General features: G+C 60.5%; 13 protein-coding genes. 6 read left to right on the plus strand and 7 right to left on the minus strand.

What is annotated here, in order from left to right:
• Nucleotides 1-50: 50 nt before the first annotated feature.
• The 4 genes from dnaA to pyk all read left to right on the plus strand — a co-directional run bounded on the left by dnaA (nucleotide 51) and on the right by pyk (nucleotide 5,886).
• Nucleotides 51-1,421, plus strand: a complete 1,371-nt coding sequence (gene dnaA, locus DEIDE_RS00005) for a chromosomal replication initiator protein DnaA (RefSeq protein WP_012691920.1) — start codon at nucleotides 51-53, stop codon at nucleotides 1,419-1,421.
• Between the two features lie 391 nt (nucleotides 1,422-1,812).
• A complete protein-coding gene (dnaN, locus tag DEIDE_RS00015; RefSeq protein ID WP_012691921.1) occupies nucleotides 1,813-2,895 on the plus strand; it encodes a DNA polymerase III subunit beta in 1,083 nt (360 codons plus the stop codon).
• Nucleotides 2,896-3,102: 207 nt separating this feature from the next.
• The gene (gene eno / locus DEIDE_RS00020; protein ID WP_012691922.1) at nucleotides 3,103-4,371 is read left to right on the plus strand and encodes a phosphopyruvate hydratase; all 1,269 of its coding nucleotides are present in this window, start codon (nucleotides 3,103-3,105) and stop codon (nucleotides 4,369-4,371) included.
• A gap of 90 nt (nucleotides 4,372-4,461) precedes the next feature.
• Complete coding sequence (pyk, locus tag DEIDE_RS00025; RefSeq protein ID WP_012691923.1) at nucleotides 4,462-5,886, plus strand: pyruvate kinase; 1,425 nt, start codon at nucleotides 4,462-4,464, stop codon at nucleotides 5,884-5,886.
• A 281-nt stretch (nucleotides 5,887-6,167) separates the two neighbouring features.
• Here the strand turns inward: pyk and tyrS are convergent, their stop codons facing one another.
• A complete protein-coding gene (gene tyrS, locus DEIDE_RS00030) occupies nucleotides 6,168-7,403 on the minus strand; it encodes a tyrosine--tRNA ligase (protein ID WP_012691924.1) in 1,236 nt (411 codons plus the stop codon).
• Nucleotides 7,404-7,558: 155 nt separating this feature from the next.
• Here tyrS and DEIDE_RS00035 point away from each other — a divergent pair, with 155 nt between their 5' ends.
• Nucleotides 7,559-8,113 carry an MOSC domain-containing protein gene (locus DEIDE_RS00035; protein ID WP_012691925.1) on the plus strand — a complete coding sequence of 185 codons (555 nt, stop codon included), beginning with the start codon at nucleotides 7,559-7,561 and terminating at the stop codon, nucleotides 8,111-8,113.
• Complete coding sequence (locus tag DEIDE_RS00040) at nucleotides 8,110-8,790, plus strand: tRNA (adenine(22)-N(1))-methyltransferase TrmK (RefSeq protein ID WP_012691926.1); 681 nt, start codon at nucleotides 8,110-8,112, stop codon at nucleotides 8,788-8,790. Before DEIDE_RS00035 ends, DEIDE_RS00040 begins: the two co-directional genes overlap by 4 nt.
• A 226-nt stretch (nucleotides 8,791-9,016) precedes the next feature.
• Here DEIDE_RS00040 and rny read toward each other — a convergent pair whose 3' ends face one another.
• The 6 genes from rny to DEIDE_RS00070 form a co-directional block, all read right to left on the minus strand.
• Nucleotides 9,017-10,714 carry a ribonuclease Y gene (rny, locus tag DEIDE_RS00045; RefSeq protein ID WP_012691927.1) on the minus strand — a complete coding sequence of 566 codons (1,698 nt, stop codon included), beginning with the start codon at nucleotides 10,712-10,714 and terminating at the stop codon, nucleotides 9,017-9,019.
• 249 nt (nucleotides 10,715-10,963) lie between these two features.
• Nucleotides 10,964-11,404 carry a 50S ribosomal protein L9 gene (gene rplI, locus DEIDE_RS00050; protein ID WP_012691928.1) on the minus strand — a complete coding sequence of 147 codons (441 nt, stop codon included), beginning with the start codon at nucleotides 11,402-11,404 and terminating at the stop codon, nucleotides 10,964-10,966.
• A gap of 11 nt (nucleotides 11,405-11,415) precedes the next feature.
• Nucleotides 11,416-11,694: a 30S ribosomal protein S18 gene (gene rpsR / locus DEIDE_RS00055; RefSeq protein WP_012691929.1), complete on the minus strand. Its 279-nt coding sequence runs from the start codon at nucleotides 11,692-11,694 to the stop codon at nucleotides 11,416-11,418.
• 20 nt (nucleotides 11,695-11,714) lie between these two features.
• Entirely contained in the window at nucleotides 11,715-12,608 is an 894-nt protein-coding gene (locus DEIDE_RS00060) for a single-stranded DNA-binding protein (protein WP_012691930.1), read from the minus strand.
• 137 nt (nucleotides 12,609-12,745) lie between these two features.
• A complete protein-coding gene (gene rpsF, locus DEIDE_RS00065) occupies nucleotides 12,746-13,054 on the minus strand; it encodes a 30S ribosomal protein S6 (RefSeq protein ID WP_012691931.1) in 309 nt (102 codons plus the stop codon).
• Nucleotides 13,055-13,736: 682 nt separating this feature from the next.
• Nucleotides 13,737-14,726 (minus strand): serine/threonine-protein kinase, encoded by a 990-nt coding sequence (locus DEIDE_RS00070; protein ID WP_012691934.1) that lies wholly within the window; start codon nucleotides 14,724-14,726, stop codon nucleotides 13,737-13,739.
• Between the last annotated feature and the right edge of the window lie 274 nt (nucleotides 14,727-15,000).

Below are 15,000 nucleotides of genomic sequence, written 5' to 3' on the forward strand. Positions count from 1 at the left end.
GACGAATGGTATTCTGACGGCGCACTAGCAGTTCAAGGGAGGTGCGCTTTATCTCGCAGGAAATCTGGGCGGACGTGCTGGGTTACGTCCGCAAAAACATCTCGGAAGTGGAGTACCACACCTGGTTTGCTCCTCTGAAAAATCTTGGCGTCCAGGACGGTTCCCTGGTGCTGGGCGTGCGCAACTCCTTCGCTCAGGAGTGGCTACGCAAGCAGTACCAGGGACTGCTTGAAGACGCCCTGCGGTCCCTGGGCGCCCAGCATCCGCAGGTCAGTTTTCAGGTGCTGCCAGCGTCCCAGGACGCATTGCTCCTGCCCAGTGATCCGCCACCAGCGCCAATCTCACCTGGGCGCGCGCCTGCACCTCCCCCTGCCGATAACCGCAAGACCCTCAATCCCAAATACACCTTTGAGAATTTTGTGGTGGGGCCGAACAACAACCTCGCGCACGCCGCAGCCCTGGCGGTCGCCGAGTCTCCTGGCAAGGCTTACAACCCGCTGTTTATCTACGGGGATGTCGGCCTGGGAAAAACCCACCTGATGCATGCGGTAGGCCACTACATCGCTGAGCGCTTTCCCGAGAAACGCATCGAATATGTCTCGACCGAGACCTTCACGAATGAGCTGATCAATGCCATCCGTGAAGACAAGACCACACAGTTTCGCAACCGCTACCGCTCTGTCGATCTTCTGCTGGTCGACGACATTCAGTTTCTGGCCGGCAAGGAGCGTACGCAGGAGGAGTTTTTCCATACCTTCAACGCGCTCTACGAGAACCACAAGCAGATCATCCTGAGTTCAGACCGGCCGCCCAAGGACATCCAGACCCTCGAAGGCCGGCTGCGCAGCCGCTTTGAATGGGGCCTGATCACCGACATCCAGTCCCCGGAATTCGAGACCCGCGTGGCTATTCTCAAAATGAATGCCGAGCACAACCGTATCGATATCCCGCAGGAAGTCCTGGAACTGATCGCGCGTCAGGTCACCACCAACATCCGTGAGCTCGAAGGTGCATTGATGCGTGTGGTGGCGTTCAGCAGCCTGAACAACGTTCCGTTCTCGCGTGCGGTGGCTTCCAAGGCCTTGAGCAACGTGTTTGCGCCGCAGGAAGTCAAGGTGGAGATGATGGATGTGCTGCGTCAGGTGGCCTCGCACTTCAACATGCCTCCGGACGTGATCCGCGGGTCCGGACGGGTCCGCGAAGTTGTCGTGCCACGCCAGGTAGCGCAGTACCTCATCCGTGACCTGACTGACCACTCGCTCCCTGAAATCGGGCAGTTTTTCGGCCGTGACCACAGTACGGTCATGCACGCCATCAGCAAGGTCACCGAGCAGCTGGGAAAAGACTCGGAGCTTACGGCTGCGGTCGAGACCCTGCGCCGCAAGATGAAGGGCCTGGAAGACGAGGATTCCAGGGCATGACGGCTGGCTCTAGGAGACTCGAAGCAGGTTCCATGGACCGTTCCAAATACCTGTGCCAGATTTCACTTTCTGTGGATAAGTCTGTGGATAACCTGTGGATAAGTCCCCTTCAGCCTGTGGATAAGTCTGTGGATAACCTGATGCTAATTTCCCCTGTGGATAAGTGGCAAAGTTATCCACAGGTTATCCACAGGAACATGCCACTTATCCACAATTTTGTCCACAGGACAAACATGCTCCAAGACGCACTATAACCCACTTATCCACAGTTTCCACAGGGCCTATTACTACTACTACTATTTTTATTAAGTAAATAGAACAGAAAAGAATAGAGATTTCTGAAGTGCCTCACAGGCCCAAGTCAGTTCCCGAGAAAAGGCAGGCTTCCCGCATGAAAGCAAACGTCACCAAGAAAACCCTCAGTGAAGGCCTCAGTCTGCTGGAGCGTGTCATTCCAGGGCGCAGCAGCAACCCTCTTCTGACGGCCCTGAAGGTCGAAACCACAGAAGCCGGACTTACGCTCAGCGGCACCAATCTGGAAATCGACCTGTCGTGCTTCGTGCCTGCCGAAGTGCAACAGCCCCAGAATTTCGTGGTGCCTGCCCACCTGTTCGCTCAGATCGTGCGCAACCTGGGTGGAGAACTGGTGGAACTGGAAATCACCGGGAACGAGCTTTCGGTGCGTTCTGGTGGATCGGACTTCAAACTCCAGACCGGCGATATCGAGGCCTACCCGCCGCTCAGCTTCCCGGAACATGCCGACGTGAGCCTTAACGCCGAAGAACTGGCAAAGGCGTTTTCCAGCGTGCGTTATGCAGCGAGTAACGAGGCCTTCCAGGCGGTATTCCGGGGAATCAAGCTGGAGCACCGCCCGGAATCGGCGCGGGTGGTGGCCTCGGACGGTTACCGCGTGGCCATCCGCGACTTTCCGGCCAGCGGTGACGGCCGCAACCTGATCATTCCGGCCCGCAGTGCAGATGAGCTCATCCGGGTGCTCAAGGACGGCGAGGCCCGCTTCACCTACGGCGAGGGTCTACTCAGCGTCACCACAGACCGGGTCCGGATGAACCTGAAACTGCTCGACGGTGACTTTCCGGACTATGAACGGGTCATTCCCAAGGACATCAAGCTGCAGGTCACGCTCCCTGCCACCGCCTTGAAGGAAGCAGTCAACCGCGTGGCCGTCCTGGCCGACAAGAACGCCAACAACCGGGTAGAGTTCCTGGTGTCGGAAGGCAAGCTGCGGCTGGCCGCTGAGGGAGATTACGGCCGTGCACAGGACACCCTTGACGTGGTGCAGGGCGGAAGCGAACCGGCCATGAGTCTGGCCTTCAACGCCCGGCATGTTCTTGACGCCCTGGGACCAATTGAGGGAGACGCTGAATTGCTGTTCAGCGGCTCCACCAGCCCTGCCATCTTCCGTGCGGCCGGGGGCGGCGGGTATATGGCGGTCATGGTGACGCTGAGGGTCTGAGCGCCCTTACAGAGGCAGGCGCCTGGACCCGCTCAGGCACTCATGACTCCAGGGTGGCTCTCTGGGCTAGTCACGTGCCTGGACCAGATGCACTTTCCAGAAGACATGGCGCTTATAGTGTCTGAGGTACACCTTGCGCTGACCGGTGAGTCCGGCGCAGAGGTCTGGCGGTTTCAAGGGTCAAGAGTCATCTTCTGGAGGTCTGTCATGAACATCGAAAAAGTTATTGCCCGTGAAGTGCTTGATTCCCGTGGAAATCCCACTGTGGAAGCGGAAGTGCACCTCGACAGTGGCTTTGTAGGCCGCGCTATCGTCCCCAGCGGAGCAAGCACCGGCACCCATGAAGCGCTGGAGTTGCGTGATGGTGGCAGCCGCTACATGGGCAAAGGAGTCCAGCAGGCGGTGCGCAATGTCGAGGAGGCCCTGGGGCCAGCCATCGTGGGCCTCGACGCCAGTGAGCAGATCGCTATTGACGCGGCGCTGATGGCCGTGGACGGTACCCCCAACAAGGGCAAGATGGGTGGCAACGCGATTCTGGCCGTCAGCCTGGCGACTTCACGCGCTGCAGCCGAAGAGCTTGGCGTGCCGCTGTACCGCTACCTGGGCGGCAGCAATGCCAAGACCCTTCCGGTCCCCATGATGAACCTCATCAACGGTGGCGCGCACGCCGACAACAGCGTGGACTTTCAGGAGTTCATGGTGATGCCCATCGGCGCTCCGACCTTCCGTGAAGCGCTGCGATACGGCACCGAAACGTTCCACAGCCTCAAGAAGGTTCTGTCCAGCCGCGGGTACAACACCAACGTCGGGGACGAGGGTGGGTTTGCGCCGGACCTCAAGAGCAACGAGGAAGCGCTTCAGGTGCTGCTCGAAGCCATCGAAAAAGCCGGATATGAGCCGGGCAAGGACATCGCTATCGCGCTGGACCCAGCCGTGACCGAGCTGTACAAGGACGGCCACTATGATCTGGAGAGCGAGGGCCGCACGCTCTCGACCGCCGAGATGGTGGACTTTTGGGCTGACTGGGCTGACCGTTATCCCATTGTCAGCATTGAAGACGGCCTGGCCGAGGATGACTGGGACGGCTGGCAGGCCCTGACCACCAAGATCGGAGACCGTGTACAGCTGGTCGGAGACGACCTGTTCGTGACCAATCCTGAGCGTCTGCAGCGCGGCATCGACACCGGGGTAGGCAATGCGATCCTGGTCAAGGTCAACCAGATCGGTTCCCTGACCGAGAGCATGGACGCCATCGAGCTGGCCAAGCGCCACCATTACGGCACCATCATCAGCCACCGCAGCGGCGAGTCCGAAGACTCCTTTATCGCGGACCTCGCGGTAGCGACCAACGCCGGGCAGATCAAAACCGGTTCGGCCAGCCGCAGTGACCGTATCGCCAAGTACAACCAGCTGCTGCGTATCGAGCACGCACTGGGCGACCGGGCTGTGTACCTGGGCCGCAAGGCCCTGCGCTAGTCCCCCTCAGGCGGCGGGAGGACTCTCCTTTTTCCGCCGCTTTTCCTTCCAGGATCTGGAAGGGATTCCAAGAAAGTTGACAGGTGACCCATGAAACACTCTGACCGATCCACCAAGATCGTCGCCACCATCGGACCGGCAAGCCGCGACCCCGAAGTTCTCAGCCGCATGATCGATGCCGGCCTTAATGTGGTCCGCATGAACTTCAGTCATGGTGACCACGAGGATCACCGCCAGACCGTGCAGATGGTCCGGGAGCTCGCTGCCCGCAAGGGTGTCACCATCGGCATCCTGCAGGACCTGCAGGGTCCCAAGATTCGTGTGGGCCGCTTTGCTCAGGGCGCCGTGACGCTGAACGCTGGAGACAAGTTCGTGATTACCATGGACGATGTCGACGGTGACGAGTCGCGCGTGACCAGCACCTACAAGAGTCTGGCCGAGGACGTTCAACCTGGTATGGCCCTGCTGCTTGACGACGGCAACATGGCCCTCCGGGTCGATCACGTCCGTGGAGCAGATATCCACACCACCGTCGTGATCGGCGGGGTGTTGAAGAACAACAAGGGCATCAATGTGCCCGACGCCGACCTGAGTGTGCCGGCCATGTCGGAAAAAGATGTGTCGGACATGGAGTTCGGTGCACAGATCGGCGTGGACTGGGTGGCCCTGAGTTTTGTGCGCTCACGCGACGATCTGCTGCTGGCGCGGCACTACCTCTCCCGTTACGGCAGCCGTGCCAAGCTGATGGCCAAGATCGAAAAACCGCAGGCTGTCGAGCGCTTCGCCGACATCCTCAAGGAAGTCGACGGCATCATGGTGGCCCGCGGTGACCTGGGCGTCGAGATGCGTCCCGAGCAGGTGCCGACGATCCAGAAGCACATCATCCGGATGTGCCGCGAAGCGGGTAAACCCGTGATCACGGCCACCCAGATGCTCGAGAGCATGATCAGCCTGCCCCGCCCTACCCGTGCGGAGGCTTCGGACGTCGCCAACGCCATTTACGACGGAACCGACGCTGTGATGCTCTCGGCCGAGAGTGCTGCCGGTCAGTACCCCGTAGAGGCCGTAGCCATGATGGACCGCATTGCCCGCGAGGCCGAGTCCAGCGATCATTACCTGCTGCTGCAGCGTCACCTGATGGTGGACACTGAGCTGGCGCAGGACGCTATTGCGCACTCTGCGTGCAGCATCGGTGAAAACCTGGAAGCCTCCGTCATCGTGACGTTCACCAGCACCGGCGGCGCGGCGGCACGGGTGGCCAAAAACCGCCCACCGCTGGCGATCCTGGCGCTGACTCCCAACGAGCAGACCCGAAACCAGCTGGCCCTGTCATGGGGCGTGGTGCCTGTCCTGAGCGAAGACCCCAGGGACACTGATGACATGGTCCGTATCGCCAACGATGAGCTGCGCAAGAGTGGTCTGGCTGATCTGGGTGACCGCTATGTGATTACGGCGGGTGTACCTTTCGGGGTGCGGGGAACCACCAACATGTTGCGTGTAGAACGCCTGCGCTGATCTCTTTTCTGGTAATTTGCCAGACTTCCTATGTGAGTTCAATGAGACCTGCCAGTCACAGTTCTGTGATGGGCAGGTCAGATTTTTATCCACAGCAACGGTCTTTTTCCACAACCTGCCTGTGGATAACCCTGGGGTCGCTTTCAGGGTTTTCCTGCGCCAGGAAGTTGTCCACAGGGTATAAGGTTGTCCACAGCCTGCCTGTGGACAACTTTTGCGTCTGTCAGCTCATTTGGCGACTCATAGGAGGCTCGTGAAGGCCTTATGAAGATCACTCTGGATCAAGATCCCAGTCCAAGCCTCGCAAAGCGGTCCTTGCCCTTCTGAATGACCATCCCACCCTCTGAGGCCAGGGCTTCCCGCGTCAGGTATCCCTGGGGGTCCGCACAGGTTTCCCCATTCAGCTTCAGGCCCCGGTTCTGAATCAGTTTGCGCGCGGCGCCGTTGCTGGGTTCCAGGCCTGCCAGGACCACCAGTCTGGCCAGGCTGATGCGGCCCTCTGCATCCAGATCACTTTCGGGCACCGTTACCTGTGGAATGTTCTGAGGAATACCGCCTTTCGCTACCGCCTTGAAGCGTTCTTCGGCAGCGTCCAGGTCTGCTCCGGGGTGCAGCCACGCAACTACTTCCCGGGCCAGTTCGCGGTGGGCAGCGACCGGATGACCAGCCAGCAGTTCCTCGATGCGTTCACGTGGCAGGTCGGTCAGCAGGGTGAAGTAGTTATCCAGCAGGGGATCGGGCACTTTCATCAGCCCAGCGAACATAGCGTGCGGCTCGTCGGTCAGCCCGATGTAGTTGTCCAGGCTCTTGGACATCTTCTCGGTGCCGTCCAGACCTACCAGCAGCGGCAGGGTGATGACAACCTGCGGTTCCTGGTCGTAGTCGCGCTGCAGAGCCCGGCCCACCAGGTTGTTGAACAACTGGTCGGTGCCGCCCAGTTCCACGTCAGCGTGCAGCGCCACCGAGTCGTAGCCCTGGGTCAGTGGGTAGAGCAGCTCATGCATGGAGATGGGTGTACCGGCATTCAGGCGCTTGGTGAAGTCATCACGCTCCAGGATGCGGGCAACGGTATACCGGCTGGTCAGACGGATGATGTCTGCGTAGCCCAGGGGCTCGAGCCACTCGCTGTTGAAGCGCAGCTCCAGAACCTCAGGCTCCTGACGCAGGATCAGGCGGCACTGGTCCAGGTAGCTCTGGGCATTGGCACGTGTCTCTTGCAGCGTCAGAGGTGGGCGGGTTTTGCTTTTGCCGCTGGGATCGCCGATCATGGCGGTGAAGTCCCCGATCAGCATGATGACCTTATGCCCCAGGTCCTGGAACTGCCGCATCTTGCGCAGAATCACGGCGTGGCCCAGATGCAGGTCCGGGCGGGTCGGGTCTGCGCCGAGTTTAACTCTCAGCGGTTCGCCTTTTTCCAGCTTGCGGCGCAGGTCGTCTTCGGACACCAGATCGACCACGCCGCGCTTCAGGATCTCGATCTGCTCGGCCACGGGTACGTTGCTGCGAATTTCATTCATGGTGACTCCAGAAAAAAGGGCGGCCACTCGTGGGTGGCCGCCGCTTCAGGGTTGGATTTCAGGCTGTGTTGACCCTCCCCACCTCAGCGGCGGGGTGTATACGCACGTCGGGTCAGACGCCTCATGTCCCGCAGTGTAGCGCGTAGCATGCCTGTGTGAAGTCCATCCACGAACTTCGGAGCACCTTTCCCCGACCCGGACGGCTGGAGTGGATCGGGCTGCGCCCGGCCCGCCGCGCCCCGGTCATCAGCGTGCAGGAGGCCGAGGCTCACCCGCTGGTGGGCCTGATCGGTGACCACGGCAAGGTCGCCCCAGGCCGCCTGAAGGCTCTGACGGGCAAGGCTGGCGAAGCCGAGACCTCAGCGCCCCAGCCAGCTGTGCCGGGGGGTCCAGGACGCCGGCAGGTCACTTTGATTCAGGCAGAACATCTGCCCGTGATTGCTGCGCTCGCTGGGCTCAGCGAAGCCGGGCCGGAACTGTTGCGGCGAAATCTCGTTGTCCGTGGGCTCAGCCTGCTGGCGCTCAAGGAGGCCCGCTTTCAGATCGGAGAGATCGTTCTGGAAGGCACCGGCGAATGTCATCCCTGCTCACGCATGGAAGAGACCCTGGGCCTAGGCGGTTACAACGCGGTTCGTGGCCATGGGGGCCTGACTGCCCGTGTTATTCAGGGCGGCACGATCCGGGTCGGAGACGAGGTACGACCGCTGTGAACCCGGTGCTCGACGCCCGTCTGGAGGCAGTCCTGGAGCTGATCGAGGCTGACGTTCATGTGGATATCGGGTCCGACCATGCACATCTGCCGATCCGGATTCTCCGGGCTGGCAGGGCCAGCCGGTGCATCGCCGTTGAACTCAATCCCGGTCCTCTGGCCCACTCCCTAAGGAGTGCGGCGCGGTCCGGTCTGGCAGAGCACCTCGAAGTTCGCCAGGGCAACGGCTTTGATCCCCTGAACCCGGGAGAGGTGGACAGTGCCAGCATGACCGGGATGGGGACCGGCACCATCGTGGGGATCCTGCAGCGCGCCGGCGACAAGCTTCCTGCGGCCCTGGTGCTGCAACCCAACGATTCACCCCGCAGCATCCGGCAGTGGGCACGCAGCAGCGGCTATCACCTTACGGCCGAGCGCCTGATGCCCGGATACTGGGCTTACCCCGTGCTGCGACTCGATCGCCTGCCTGACGAGGACCCGGCGTATACCGGCGTGCCTTTCAGGGCAGCCCTGCGCTATGGCCCCCACCTGCTGCGCGAAGGCAGCCCACTTCTGCGCCGGCACATAGGGGAGGACATCGTGCGGCTCACGCCGTTAGCCGCTCCGGGCCGCAACGCACAGGCTGAACTGGCCACCGCCCAGGAGGCGCTGGCCTGGCTGGACGGCAACACGCCATAAACAGGCAATAAAAAAGCCGCCTTCTCGGGCGGTGATAAGAAAAAGATAGCGTCTTATACAATCAGCGTCAAGTCGTCTCGCTGTGAGATAAAAACGCTGTCTGGAGCGTGATTTTTCTGACGGCATCAACGGGTGGTATGCATAAGCGTTTCTGCTCTGATCCAGACAACACAGAGGCGGGTCCGCCCATGGCGTCCCGCCTTTTCTATGCCGCAAGAGGTGTGCGTTACCGGGCAACTTCCACGGCGCGGCTCTCTCGCACGACCGTGACCTGCACCTGCCCGGGGTATTCCATGTCCTGCTCGACCCGGCCAGCGATCTCACGGGCCAGCAGGGTCGCCTGGGCATCCGTGACTTTTTCCGGCTGCACGATGACGCGCACCTCGCGTCCGGCCTGAATGGCGTAGGCCTGCTGCACACCGGGAAACGAGACTGCGATCTGCTCGAGTTGCTCCAGTCGCCGCACGTATGATTCCAGCTCCTCGCGCCGGGCACCTGGCCTCGCCGCACTGATAGCGTCAGCAGCGGCGACCAGCACGCTGTAAAGCGTCTCGCCGTTCTCGGGGTCATGGTGATGGGCAATAGCGTCGGTAACCTCGGCCGGCTCACCGAAACGCCGGGCCAGGTTGATGCCGATTTCCACGTGCGTGCCGTCAATTTCCCGGTCGATACTCTTGCCCACGTCGTGCATCAGGCCAGCGCGGCGGGCCATGGCGGCGTCCAGCCCCAGTTCGTCGGCCATGATGCCGGTCAGGTGAGCGACCTGAATGCTGTGCTTCAGAACATTCTGCCCGTAGCTGGTGCGGAAATACATGCGTCCCAGCAGCTGCACCAGCCCTGGTTTGAGCCCCACTACCCCCGCTTCGATGGCGGCTTCCTCACCCTGGGCATGAATGAAGGTCTTCATGTCGTCCTGGGCCTTATGCACCATTTCCTCGATGCGGGTCGGGTGAATGCGCCCGTCAGCCACCAGGGCGTCAAGCACATGCCGCGCCACTTCACGGCGCACAGGATTGAAGCTGCTCAGAATCACTGCTTCCGGCGTATCGTCGATAATCAGGTCCACGCCGGTCAGCGCCTCGAAGGCGCGGATGTTGCGACCTTCGCGGCCGATCAGGCGGCCCTTCATGGCGTCGTTGGGAATCGGCACCACCGAAACGCTGAGTTGTGCGCTGGTCTCCGAGGCGCTGCGCTGGATAGCCTGAGCGATGATATGCCTGGCACTTCGGCGGGCGTCCGCCGTGGCGCGCTCATGCATGGCCTTGACGCGGATGGCCTTTTCCTCTTCCAGCTCGGCATCCAGACGACCCAGAATCTGCTCGCGTGCCACTTCAGGGGTTAACTGCGCAACTTCGTACAGTTTCAGGTCCACCTGACGCTGACGTTCGTTGAGATCAGCTTCCTGTGTAAGCAGATGGCGGTGGCCTTCCTCCAGGCGTTCCTCCAGCAGATCAAGTTTTTCTCCCCGCGCATCAAGCTGCTCGGCACGGCGGTTGAGACGTTCGATCTCACGCTTGAGCTCTTCACGCTCCCGTCGCGTTTCCAGACGGTCAGCTGCAAGAGCTTCCCGTGCCTGAATGGCGTCCTGTCTGGCCTGCTCACGTTCCATGTCGAGCTGAGCACGCAGGCTGGCAATCTGATCGCCCTGGCTGCTGAGTTGAGCACTCTGAGCGGCCATCTGCGCTTCGCGCTCAGCGGCCTCCTGAATTCTTCTGCTGGACTCCTGCCTGGCCTGGTCGGCCTGCTCCCGCACGTGCCGGGCCTCGGCTTCCGCCTGTGCCCGGATACGTTCCGCTTCTGCACGGGCTTCCTGTTGAAGGCGATTGTCCACTTCGGCCCGCTGACGCAAGCCGCGTGACTGCCCACTCAGGAATCCCCCGACCAACCCCGCCAGGAGCGCCAGAATCACGATTATCCACTCCATGATTTAGGCTCCTTCCGGTCTCATTCATGGCTGCTGCCCATGCCTGGAAGGCCGGGGCTGCAGCCGTAATCGCACTGTTTGAATCGAACGTCGTACAGGATACTGCCGCCGTTCGCCTTGCAGTCTAGCTGTAAAGTCAAGTCCCGCCAGATAGGCGTGTGTCCAGGCGTACCGGGTGACCGGCAGGTAGCGTGAGAAGAACAGAAAAAACCCCGCCACTGGGGCGGGGTCCTCGAAGCGCCGACGCTTTTATTTCTGAGCGTGGACGACGAGCTTCATGGGAATGGTGACCTCAGGGTGTGCGCGGTACGAAATGTCGTACTCGCCGATTTCCTTGACGGTCTTGGGCATTTCGATGCGGCGCTTGTCCACGTCGAAGCCCAGCTTGTCGAGGCTGTTCGCCACATCCTGGTGGGTCACGGCTCCGTAGATCTTGCCTTCGCCGGCGCGGACGCTGAGTTCCACGGCAACGCCGTTCAGGCGGCTGGCGAGATCCTCGGCGGCGGCCTTCTCCTGCGCCTGGATCTTCTGGCGGGAGCGCACACGGGCCTCGAGGCTCTTCATGTTGCTGTTGGTGGCTGGCGAGGCGATCCCCTGGGGAATCAGCCAGTTACGGGCGTAACCGTCTTTAACGTTCACCACGTCGCCGGTCTTGCCGAGCTTGCCGGGTTCAAGAAGAATAACCTGCATTGCAATTCTCCTTATTTCCGGACGAGCTTCTCGGTGTAGGGCAACAGAGCGAGCTGGCGCGCGACCTTAATGGTCTGCGCGATGCGGCGCTGGTGCTTGGCCGAGAGGCCCGTGCGGCGGCGGGGAAGGATCTTGCCCGTGTCGCTGACGAAGCGGCGGAGCATTTTCACGTCTTTGTAATCGGTGATTTCCAATTCTCCAATGGAGAATGGGTCAACCTTCGGCTTGCGGGGACGCTTGGGTCCCTTACCGCGCGGCTTGCGGTCCGCGCTGTTGCTTTGCTGGGTCATTGAATTCCTCTAGGAACTGCTTAAAACGGCAGGTCCTCTTCCTCGGGTGGGAAGTCGTCGAGACCTTGATCAATATCTAACCCGCCCGAACGGTTCCCCATGGTCGCCGCCCGGCTGGGGCCGGAGCCACCAGTCTGAGGGCGCGCTGCACTGCTCGTGGTCTGACGAGGTGCCGCGGGGGAGGCTGCGTAGCCGGCTTGGCCAGCGGTCGCGCCTCGGGACAGGGCTTCGACTCTCGTCGCTTCTACTTTGGTGCTGTTGCGCTTGTTACCGTCGCGGTCGGTCCACGCCTCGTTGACGAGCCTTCCCTGCACCAGCACGGGGTCACCTTTTTTGAGGTCCTTCATGCTTTCAGCCAGGTCACGCCACAGGGTCACATCGATCCAGTGGGTTTTTTCCTGGCGCTGGCCCTGACGGTCATTCCAGGTCTCGTTCACGGCCAGGCCGATCCCGAGCACGGCGTCGCCGGCGGGGGTGTAGCGCAGTTCGGGGTCACGCGTGACGTTCCCGATCATGACCACCTCGTTCATGCCGCGGCCCATGCGTACGCCGCCTCCGGCGTCCTGCACAAGCTCAGGCTGGGTACCGAGCTGTTCCATACGCAGCGCCTTAACACGGACCATGCTGCGTTTGCCACCTTCAGGGGCTTCCCACTGGCTGTATTCCAGGCTGCCCTCAACCAGCACGGCGTCTCCGCCTTTCAGGTTGCGTTCGGCCTGCCACTCGGCAGGTTTGCCAAGAATAGACACGCGGTGGTACCAGGGGAGCTTGCGCTCGCGTCCATCGTTGCCAACCAGGTGGTCTTCACCAGCGACGGTGGCTTCGAAGACGGCAGTGCCGCTGGGGGTGTAGCGCAGTTCAGGGTCACGGGCGAGTGCGCCGATCAGGAAGACGTGGTTCATGCCTCTGGCCATACTGGATTCTCCTTTGTTGCTGGCTGAGCCCGGTGACCGGACTCGTACTGGGGTTGGGTCTGTTGCTGGCGATGCGGCCTTTGCAGGTTGACCTTACGATAACAAACCTGGGCGATTACGTCAATGCCGTAATACGCTCAGGCTTTCTTAGTCTTCCATTCCGGGCGGTCTTTGACCACCAGGACGCGGCGCACGTGGTCACGCAGGCGCAGGCTGCTGGCGATGTCCTTTTCAGGGTTGCCACCGGCCTTGATGGTGTACATCAGGTAGTAGCCCTCGCGGTCCTTGCCCACCTGGTAGGCCAGGCGGCGGTTGCCGAGGTCATCGAGGTTGCTGACTTCTGCACCCACGTTCTTCAGGGCCGTTTCGATGTAATCCTTTTCGATTTGCACCTGTTCGGCGCTGAGGTTGGGGTTCAGGATCAGGTTCAGGTCGTACTGGTTCATAGTTCACCTCCTTCAGGCTGCCTGACAGACAAGGTCAGGCCTCGCTGGGCAGCGCAACTCACCACACTACCAGACCTCTGCGCGGATTGCCAGCGCGATCCGGCCAAGTAGAGCAGAAGAGGCACCGTCAGGCTGAGGCGTGCACTCACATCGCCCGGTAGAGAGCATTCCGGACATTCTGAAAGTGGCAGTCGAGTTAGGGGCAACAGGACAGGGCACTGCTGTTCTGGATGGCACGGGAAATCATGGCCTGCTGGTGATCATAAAAGGATCGAAGGCTGTACGGGCCAGCCACGAGAGCCTGGAACCACCATCGCAGCTCACGTGCGGCATCTCACGTTCCATCTTGGGGTGCTCGTGGACCGGGAGCGCGTTAGAGTCCGTGGATCTTTCGACTGGCGCAGCAGTTTTCTTCCTGTGGAGGTCAACAGACTGGAGGAGCTTAAATTTCAGGAGCGGGCGCAGGCTGTCTGTCAAGCTCTGAAGAGTTTTGCCCGGACCCAACTCAATCAGCCAGTAACCCGCGATCTGACAGGTGGCTCATGCAGAGCAGTCGCACAAGTGACCTATCACCTGAGAGCCATCCGGCAACTTCAAGGCGTTCAGACGCGGCTGAAGAGAGGGGCAGGAGTTTGATATTCAAACTGCTGCCGCCCGATAAGTGCTTCAGATTTTCTACAACTTATTTCCGGCGTCTGAACAGCTTCCAGCGGCTGGATCTGTCGATATCCTTGTCGGCTGCAGCTGGATCAGGAGGGGGTAGGGGTGCAGGACCAGCCGCCGGAGCAGGCCTGTGGCGGCCTACCTTCCTGCCAACAGCGACAACTTCGGGAGTATCTGGGCACTCTTCATAAATTTCGTCTTGCGGCAACTCACCAAGCGATTCAAGGAGGGCACGCCGCAACTCGTCGGCGCTGGGCCGCTCGTGGGGCCGCTTGGCCAAGGCCAGTTCTGCCAGCCGGGAGACCCGGCGGTCAACATTACTGTTCAGGTGAGCAATGGACCGTGGAAAGCGGGTCAGATGGGCGACCATCAGCTCCTCGTAACTGCTGCCAGTAAATGGCCTAACACCTGTCAGCAACTCGTACATCATGACACCCAGGCTGTATACGTCGCTGGCTCCACTACTGCTTTCGCCGTGATAAATCTCGGGCGCCATATAAAATGGACTGCCACTTACCTTGCCGCCTTGGGACATAAAGAAGGCACTGCCCATGTCACCCAGAGCCGCACGGCCGTCATGCACATATACGTTCTGAGGTTTGACGTCCTGATGCACTGCGTCCAGATGATGCAGATACGTCAGGGCAGAGGCAACGTCAGCCAGGATTCGCAAGGCTGTGGGCTCGGGTAGACGCTGGCCAGAAGGCAGATCCGCTAACTGTTTGGTCAGATCTCCCTGCCGGTAGAATTTGAGGGCCAGGAAAGCCTGCGTACCAAAGGCAGTTCCAGCATAGGCATGGACAATATGAGGGTGCCGGAATTGCAGGGTCAGTCGAACCTCATTCCCAAACCGTTCGGCTGCCTCCTTCTCCTTAAGCGTGTGCTCGTGTGGGATTTTGAGTGCCACATAACGGGCATCCTCGGCTGCAGCCAGATACACCAGCGAGGTATTACCACGTCCCAGAGGGCGCAGAAGGCTATAGCCGGGAATAGTACGTTCTGGAGTCATGGGTCGCTTCTCTGCACTGTAGATCATGATTTTAGAAGCTGCGGATCAGAAGCGTGAGCTTGGTTTTTGAGAGACACGCAATGAAGGAGCTCTCATACAGACAGACGGACGTAAAAAAAAGAGGAGAGGGAGGCATGAATACATCCAGTTCACCTCATGACCTCTCACCTCTTTCTTTCTAAATGCTCGTCACTGCTCTTGTTAATTACGAAGGCCAACAGACACCTGGCGGATCAGGTTATGTCTACGACTCCACACTTGGCCCCTGTTCATT

Source organism: Deinococcus deserti VCD115 (assembly GCF_000020685.1).
Taxonomy (GTDB): Bacteria; Deinococcota; Deinococci; order Deinococcales; family Deinococcaceae; genus Deinococcus; species Deinococcus deserti.

Coding starts and splice junctions, on each gene's coding strand:
- dnaN (WP_012691921.1), top strand. CDS start 1,813: ATGAAAGCAAACGTCACCAAGAAAACCCTCAGTGAAGGCCTCAGTCTG.
- eno (WP_012691922.1), top strand. CDS start 3,103: ATGAACATCGAAAAAGTTATTGCCCGTGAAGTGCTTGATTCCCGTGGA.
- pyk (WP_012691923.1), top strand. CDS start 4,462: ATGAAACACTCTGACCGATCCACCAAGATCGTCGCCACCATCGGACCG.
- rny (WP_012691927.1), bottom strand. CDS start 10,714: ATGGAGTGGATAATCGTGATTCTGGCGCTCCTGGCGGGGTTGGTCGGG.
- rplI (WP_012691928.1), bottom strand. CDS start 11,404: ATGCAGGTTATTCTTCTTGAACCCGGCAAGCTCGGCAAGACCGGCGAC.
- tyrS (WP_012691924.1), bottom strand. CDS start 7,403: ATGAATGAAATTCGCAGCAACGTACCCGTGGCCGAGCAGATCGAGATC.
- rpsR (WP_012691929.1), bottom strand. CDS start 11,694: ATGACCCAGCAAAGCAACAGCGCGGACCGCAAGCCGCGCGGTAAGGGA.
- DEIDE_RS00070 (WP_012691934.1), bottom strand. CDS start 14,726: ATGACTCCAGAACGTACTATTCCCGGCTATAGCCTTCTGCGCCCTCTG.
- DEIDE_RS00060 (WP_012691930.1), bottom strand. CDS start 12,608: ATGGCCAGAGGCATGAACCACGTCTTCCTGATCGGCGCACTCGCCCGT.
- rpsF (WP_012691931.1), bottom strand. CDS start 13,054: ATGAACCAGTACGACCTGAACCTGATCCTGAACCCCAACCTCAGCGCC.